The organism is Mycobacterium sp., from assembly GCF_050701675.1.
Lineage (GTDB): Bacteria > Actinomycetota > Actinomycetes > Mycobacteriales > Mycobacteriaceae > Mycobacterium.
Genome location: NZ_JBOGDD010001095.1, coordinates 1 through 7099 on the forward strand (window position 1 = coordinate 1; position 7099 = coordinate 7099).

Sequence of the window (7099 nt, forward strand, 5' to 3'; positions counted from 1 at the left end):
ATGAGGCGCTGTCCGAGGCCACCCGCTCGGCCATGGAGGCGGGCATCGCCGCCATGGTGCCGGGCAACAGGCTCACCGACGTGTCCCACGCCATCGAGACCGAGACGCACGCCGCCGAGGCGCGCCACGCCCGCAAGTACGGCATCGTCGCAGGCTACGGCGGGCATGGCATCGGCAGAAGCATGCACATGGACCCCTTCCTTCCCAACGAGGGCGCGCCGGGGCGCGGGCCGCAGCTGGCGGTCGGCTCCGTGCTGGCGATCGAGCCGATGCTGACGCTGGGCACGACGAAGACCGTCGTGCTGGAAGACGAGTGGACCGTCGTCACCGCGGACGGCACCCGGGCCGCGCACTGGGAGCACACCGTCGCCGCCACCGATGACGGCCCTCGCATCCTGACCCTCTGAGGCGACAGGTCGCTCGCAGGCAACTCACAGGCGCCGACCGGAAACTGTCAAGTGGTGCGCGTGGGCCGTGTACAGCGATTTAACTGAACTTCGCGACCGTCCGCTGCGTATTAACTGTCGGGAGGGTTGGGGAATGGACGATCCGGAGGCCGCGATGATGCGGGTTCTCTACGACGAGCACGCCGCCGCACTGTGGCGTTACGCGCTCCGGCTGACAGGCGATCAGGCTCGCGCCGAGGACGTCGTCCAGGAGACGCTGTTGCGGGCCTGGCGGCACCCCGAGGTCACCGAAGACGCCGAGCGGTCCGCCAGGGCGTGGCTGTTCACCGTGGCCCGCAACCTGATCATCGACGAGCGACGCAGCGCGAGATTTCGCAACGAATCCGGAACCGCCGACGTCGAGGCGATCGCCGACCGCCCCGGGCCGGACGAAGTCGACAACGCCTTGGACAAGCTCCTGCTCGGCACGGCGTTGAGCCAGCTGTCCGAGGATCACCGGGCGGTGATCCTGCGCTCGTACTACCAAGGCTGGAGCGTCGCGCAGACCGCGGCGGATCTGCAGATCGCAGAGGGCACGGTGAAGTCCCGGCTGCACTACGCGGTGCGAGCGCTGCGGCTCTCGCTGCAGGAATTGGGGGTGACACGATGACGCAATCTGAAGGACGCCACGGTCTCGAGGCGGTCGACGGTGACCGTTTTGCGACGTGGGATGCGGCATACGTGCTCGGCTCCCTGTCGAGCAGCGAACGCCGCGAATTCGAAGCGCACCTGGAGACGTGCGACCGCTGCCGGGCGGCGGTCGCGGACATCAGCGGCATACCTGCACTGCTGGCGATGCTCGACGTGGACGACGTCCGCGCGCTTGAAGAGGAACAGCCCGAGCCTCCGCCGCTGCGGCCCGAAGTGATGAAGTCCGTGCTTGACAAGGTGCGCTGGCGCAGGCGACGGGCGCGGTTGCTGACGTCGGCAGCCGTTGGACTGGCCGCCGCGCTGCTGGCCGTAGGGTTGGTGATCGCCGTGCGGCCCGGCATCGTGGGCCTGCAGAGCGGTACCGAGCAGGCGACGGCGCAGCAACTGGCGATGGACAAGCTGGTGGACACCCCGTTCAGCGCCAGCATCTCGTTGAGCAGCTTCGCCTGGGGCACCCGCATCGACATGGCCTGCACGTACGGCCAATGGTCGAGCGGCGAAGTTCCTCCGCCGAGCAACCTCGGCATGGTGGTTGTCGGCCGTGACGGCAGCCACACGCAGATCGCGACGTGGCTGGGCATGTCCGGTGCAACCGCGCTGCCGAGCGGGAACACACCCGTCGCGGCATCGGATATCGCTGCCGTGCAAGTGGTTTCGGTGGATTCCGGGAAGGTTTTGCTCGAACGCCAGCTGTGACTTCGCGCACGCAGTGAACCGTGGTGCCACGCGAGTCGTGTCACATGCAGGGGTTCAAAGGCAGGTGAGCAATGATCAGCAAGCACCGGGTGGTCGACCACGTGGTCGGCAGCCTCGCCGCTCGTGGCACGAGCCACGTCTTCGGCGTGGACGGCGCCAACATCGAGGATCTCTACGACGCCGCGCACTTCTGCGACGGGATCACCGCCGTACTGGCCAAACACGAGTTCTCGGCGGCGACCATGGCGGACGGATTCAGTCGGGCCACTGCCGACCTCGGGGTGGTGGCGGCGACCTCCGGCGGTGGATCGATGAATCTGATTGCGGGACTGGCTGAGTCGTTCACCAGTGGAATCCCCGTGCTGGCGCTGGTCGGTCAACCGCCCACCACTCTGGACGGCCGGGGCAGCTTCCAGGACACCAGCGGTCATGGCGGTTCCATCGACGCCCTTGCGCTGTTCTCTGCGGTGTCGGTGTACTGCCGACGGCTGCTGACGCCCGCGGACGTGATTACCGCGCTGCCCGAGGCGATCGCAGCCGCCCGCGCCGGGGGACCTGCGGTGCTGCTGCTGCCCAAGGACATTCAGCAGGCAGTCATCGACGTGGACGGAACCGCCCTACCCGACGACTTTCCGCAGTCCCGGCCTGGGGATCCGCGTCCGATCGCCCAGGCATTGCGGCGCGCGCTTGGGCCGGTCACCATCATCGCGGGCGAGCAGGTTGCCCGCGACGATGCACGCGCCGAACTCGAGGAACTGCGCGCCGCGCTGCGGGCGTGGGTGGCGACCGTGCCAGACGCCAAGGACGTCAGCGGATCGCCGGGCCTTGGCGCATCGTCGTCGCTCGGTGTGACCGGGGTGATGGGCCACCCGAGCGTCGCAGAGGCCGTCCGCAACAGCGCGCTGTGCCTGGTCGTGGGCACCCGACTGTCGATGACGGCTCGGGCCGGCCTCGATGATTCGCTGACGGGGGTGCGGACGCTGTCGATCGGGTCGGCGCCGCCCCATCTGCCGTGTACCCACGTCCACACCAACGATCTGCGCGCGTCGTTATCGCAACTGACCCGGTCGTTGACCGGCCACGGCAGGCCGCGTGGAGTACGCGTTCACGATGCGATGCCGCACACCGAGTTGGTGCCGCCCATCCACCGCGGTGACGGCATCCGGTACCGCGACGCGATGAGCGTGTTGGACGCGGCACTGCCCGACGGCGTCGACGTCGTGGTCGACGCGGGCAACACCGGAGCGTCTGCGATTCACCACCTTCCGGTACGCCGCGCGGGGCGATTCGTCGTGGCGCTCGGCATGGGCGGCATGGGCTACAGCTTCGGCGCCGGTATCGGGATGGCCTTCGCGAGGAAACGGCGGACCGTCATCGTCGCGGGTGACGGCTCGTTCTTCATGCACGGCATGGAACTTCACACCGCCATCCAGTACGGCCTGCCGGTGACGGTGGTGCTGTTCAACAACAACGCCCACGCCATGTGCGTCACCCGCGAGCAGTTGTTCTACGGCGACAGGTACTCCTACAACCGGTTCACGCCGAGCCGCCTCGGTGCGGGCCTGGCCGCGATGTTCCCCGGGCTGCCATCCGTCGACGTCACCGACGTCGGCCAATTGTCGGGGGCGCTGGGCGCCGCGTTGTCCCACGACGGGCCAGCGGTGGTGAGCGTCGAATGCTCCGCAGACGAAATACCCCCGTTCGCACCGTTTCTCGGTGCCACCCAACATCGTTCGTTCGACGTCATTGGTTCCAACAAGGAGATGATTCACGATGTCGCTGCCCGCGCTTGACGACATAACCGCCCACACCGGCAACGAGGAACCCATCGACGGGGTCGTCCGGATCGAGACTGCGCCAAGGGAGAAGGCCACGCCGATCATCATGGAGATGATGCGCTCGGTGTACCCGCACGACCAGGTCTTCGGCGAGTACTGCACCGTCAACGATTACGTCGACTGTCCACCCGACGAACTGTTCGAATACCTCTCCGACACACGCAGTCTCGAGGAGTGGACCTACAGCCTGCGGGGTTTCACGCCCACCGACGAGCCGGGGCTGTGGCTGGCCTACGACCGGCTGGGTTCGGAGACCGAGATCTACACGCGCACCGTCGCCAACCGCGCTGCCAGGACCGTCGACTACCACTGCGCATGGGACCAGGGCAGGCATCTCTGGATGGTCTATCTGATGCGCGTCGTGGACGCCCAGGTGGTGTTCGACAAGCCCGGCTCGGTGGTGCTGTGGACCAACTGCCATCACCCGTTCTACGACCACAACCCCTATCCGGACACCGCGCCGGCGCAACGACCGGTATGGGTCGGCGATTTCTGGGACATGTTTGGCGCAGGCCACGAGCTGGAACTGAAGAACCTCAAGGCGATTGCCGAATACCGGCACCGCAATGGTCTGCCGGTCACCCCGGCCTGGATGGGATGAGAACCTAGTGAACGCATCGAAGTCCGTCAGCTTGATCGACGTCTCGACGTACCTGCCCGGCAAGCCGATTGGCGCCGACTATTACGCCCAGTTCGCCGATTCCGACGATCTGCGCGACAACCTCATGTTCCGTGCCCCGAAGTTCCGCCACCACGTCGCGTCAGACGAGACGGCGATCGACATGGTCGAGCGGGCTGCGGCCGGGTTGGTGGAGCGGCATGGCGCTGACGCCTTGGCAGGAGTCGACGTGCTGATCACCCACACCCAGATGCCGGACATGCCGTTCTACGGTGGGGGCGGGGGAATGGCGCATCGCCTTGGCATGAAACCGAATTGGGTGATCGACCTGCACAACGGCGGATGTGCGGCGTTCGTGCTCGGTCTGAAGCTGGCGCGTCGTCTGCTGGCGTCCGGTGAAGGTCGCACCGCGCTGGTCGCCGTCGCGCAGAATTCGGCGGGAACGGCCTTCGATCAGCCGACCATCCGGCGCAAGGCGCAGGCGGCGGTGCCAGGGGATGGGGCGGCAGTCGGGCTGGTCACCCTGTCCGACGCCTCGCCGATCCTCGACGTCGAGTGCCGCACCTACGGCGAGTATGCGGGTGACATGACGCTCGCCGTCGACCCACCCCGAAAGTGGTGGCAGGCGGGCCCTGGCGAGGGCTGTATCGGATTCACCGAGAGCAAGATCACCAAGGTGTTGGCGCGGGGCAACCGGCAGGTGCCCGAGATTGCGTACGCAGTGTGCGACCGGATCGGCATGAAGCCCAGAGATCTCGACCTGCTGGTCACCAACCAGCCGAACCGGGTCTTCCTGCGCAACTGGCGCGAGGCGCTGGAGTTGCCCGCCGAACGGCATCGGGACACCTTTGATGAGTGCGGCAATCTGTTCGCCGCGGGCATTCCGGTGAACCTCGACCGGGCGATCACAGAGGGGCAGGTGAAGACCGGCGACATCGTGATGATGGCGGCGTTCGCGCACGCCGGTGACTTCGCGGGGGCCGCCGCCGTCAAGTGGGGAGGTCGCACCGGATGACGATGCACCTCGCGCTCACCGATGCCATCGAAGCGCTCGCGCCCGCCGTGAACCCATTCGCGTTGTCACTCAACGAGAATCCATTCCCACCGCTGCCGTCGGTGTGTTCGGCGTTGGCCGCGTCGCTCGACACCGCCAACCGCTATCCGGAGTTTCTGCCCGATCGGCTGCGCTCACTGATCGCGGGCCGGGTTGGCGTGCGCGATGACCAGGTGGTCATCGGCGCAGGGGCCACCGGGGTGGTGGTGCAGGTGCTGCACGCCGTCACCAGCCCCGGAGACACCATGGTGATGACGTCGCCGACGTTCGACGGATATCCGATCTTCGCCGAGATGGCCCGACTCCGCTCGGTCACCGTTCCGCTCGACCGGCACGGCCACCACGACCTCGACGCCATGGCCGACGCCGCCGCACGCGCGCGCGTGGTCGTGCTGTGCCGCCCCCACAATCCGACCGGCACCATCGAATCCGCCGCCGACGTCGAGCGGTTCCTGCGCCGCGTGCCCTCGGATACGGTGGTGGTGCTCGACGAAGCCTATGTGGAGTTCCTGGTACCCGAGCAACGGATCGACGCTCCCGCGTTGGTGGCGCGATTCCCCAATGTCGTGGTGCTGCGCACGTTCTCGAAGGCCTACGGGCTGGCGGGACTGCGCATCGGATACGGATTCTGCGCGTCCGACCTGGCGCGGCGGTTGTGGACCATGCAGCTGCCGTTCGGCGTCGGGTCCACGGGGCTTGTCGGTGTCGCTGCCTCCTACGATGCGGAAGCTGAACTGCAGCAACGCATCCGGGCGATCAATGCAGAGGGGCGTTACCTTCGGTCCCGGCTCGCCGCGATGGGGGTGTACAGCACGGATAGTCGCGCCAACTTCGTCTACCTGCCCGCCGGCGCACGGCCGTGGTCCGATGTCTTCGCGGACACGGGTCTGCGCGTGCGTGGCTACGCCGATGGCGGCGTGCGCATCTCCGTCGGCAACCGGCAATCGTCGCGCGCAGTGCTTTCGGTGGTGGCACAGAACTGACACACCGCGGCTGGGCTGAGTTCCCTCGCCCCCGACGTCGGGTGCGGTAAGAAGGGGCGTGTCCTCTGAACCCGCCGAGCGTGATCCCATCGCCCTGGCACGCGCCAATTGGGAGCGGTCGGGGTGGGGCGGGGTGGCCGACGGCATGGTCGCCGTCACGTCGGTGATGCGTGCGCACCAGATCCTGCTGGCTCGCGTCGAGACGGCCTTGCGCCCGTATGACCTGAGCTTCTCGCGGTACGAACTGCTCCGGCTGCTGGCGTTCAGCAGTTCAGGCGCGTTGCCGATCACCAAGGCCTCCGACCGCTTGCAGGTCCACGTCACCAGCGTCACGCACGCGATCCGGCGCTTGGAGAGTGACGGTCTGGTCGAACGGATCCCACACCCGACCGATGGGCGCACCACCCTCGTCCAACTGACCGACCTGGGCCGCTCGACTGTCGAGGATGCCACGGTCACGCTCAACGACGAGGTGTTCGCCGACATCGGGATCTCCGCCACCGAGTCGACGGCCCTGGCGGCGTCGATCGAGACGCTCCGCCGCCGGGCCGGCGACTTCTAGCGGTCCTGATACCGCCGAAATAGCATTCCCTGTCGTCAAGACCGCGGATTAACGACAGGGAATGCTATTTCGCGCGTTATTGGACTCGAACCTGGTTCTCGGGCAAGGCAAGCCACTCACGGAACGACTGCAGAGCCGGATTGAGCTGGCGCACGACGGCCAGATCCCGATCGCCGGTGAAGCGCGCGGAGTTCTCCGCGTAGTACTGGAACATGTTCCCCATCTCGACCGCGCCGGGGAAGCCCTGCGC

The 7099-nt window shown here is 67.2% G+C and carries 8 protein-coding genes; all 8 read left to right on the forward strand.

What is annotated here, in order from left to right; translation table 11 throughout:
* On the forward strand, window positions 1–407 hold a 407-nt coding region (locus ACRDUX_RS33660), incomplete at its 5' end, for a M24 family metallopeptidase (protein ID WP_526420668.1).
* Between the two features lie 133 nt (window positions 408–540).
* Complete coding sequence (locus ACRDUX_RS33665) at window positions 541–1056, forward strand: RNA polymerase sigma factor (RefSeq protein WP_526420670.1); 516 nt, start codon at window positions 541–543, stop codon at window positions 1054–1056.
* Window positions 1053–1793: an anti-sigma factor family protein gene (locus ACRDUX_RS33670; RefSeq protein ID WP_526420671.1), complete on the forward strand. Its 741-nt coding sequence runs from the start codon at window positions 1053–1055 to the stop codon at window positions 1791–1793. Before ACRDUX_RS33665 ends, ACRDUX_RS33670 begins: the two co-directional genes overlap by 4 nt.
* 71 nt (window positions 1794–1864) lie before the next feature.
* The gene (locus ACRDUX_RS33675) at window positions 1865–3586 is read left to right on the forward strand and encodes a thiamine pyrophosphate-binding protein (RefSeq protein WP_526420673.1); all 1722 of its coding nucleotides are present in this window, start codon (window positions 1865–1867) and stop codon (window positions 3584–3586) included.
* Complete coding sequence (locus ACRDUX_RS33680) at window positions 3567–4232, forward strand: DUF8713 domain-containing protein (RefSeq protein ID WP_526420675.1); 666 nt, start codon at window positions 3567–3569, stop codon at window positions 4230–4232. Before ACRDUX_RS33675 ends, ACRDUX_RS33680 begins: the two co-directional genes overlap by 20 nt.
* Window positions 4233–4239: 7 nt before the next feature.
* A complete protein-coding gene (locus tag ACRDUX_RS33685; RefSeq protein ID WP_526420677.1) occupies window positions 4240–5265 on the forward strand; it encodes a 3-oxoacyl-ACP synthase III family protein in 1026 nt (341 codons plus the stop codon).
* Window positions 5262–6287, forward strand: coding sequence for a pyridoxal phosphate-dependent aminotransferase (locus tag ACRDUX_RS33690; RefSeq protein ID WP_526420679.1), 1026 nt, complete (start codon window positions 5262–5264; stop codon window positions 6285–6287). Before ACRDUX_RS33685 ends, ACRDUX_RS33690 begins: the two co-directional genes overlap by 4 nt.
* A 58-nt stretch (window positions 6288–6345) precedes the next feature.
* On the forward strand, window positions 6346–6849 hold the full coding sequence (locus ACRDUX_RS33695; protein WP_526420681.1) for a MarR family transcriptional regulator: 504 nt from the start codon (window positions 6346–6348) through the stop codon (window positions 6847–6849).
* Window positions 6850–7099 lie beyond the last annotated feature (250 nt).

What these genes read in the sequence shown, in the direction of transcription:
- ACRDUX_RS33665 (WP_526420670.1), top strand. Translation starts at nt 541, where the DNA reads ATGGACGATCCGGAGGCCGCGATGATGCGGGTTCTCTACGACGAGCAC.
- ACRDUX_RS33670 (WP_526420671.1), top strand. Translation starts at nt 1,053, where the DNA reads ATGACGCAATCTGAAGGACGCCACGGTCTCGAGGCGGTCGACGGTGAC.
- ACRDUX_RS33675 (WP_526420673.1), top strand. Translation starts at nt 1,865, where the DNA reads ATGATCAGCAAGCACCGGGTGGTCGACCACGTGGTCGGCAGCCTCGCC.
- ACRDUX_RS33680 (WP_526420675.1), top strand. Translation starts at nt 3,567, where the DNA reads ATGTCGCTGCCCGCGCTTGACGACATAACCGCCCACACCGGCAACGAG.
- ACRDUX_RS33690 (WP_526420679.1), top strand. Translation starts at nt 5,262, where the DNA reads ATGACGATGCACCTCGCGCTCACCGATGCCATCGAAGCGCTCGCGCCC.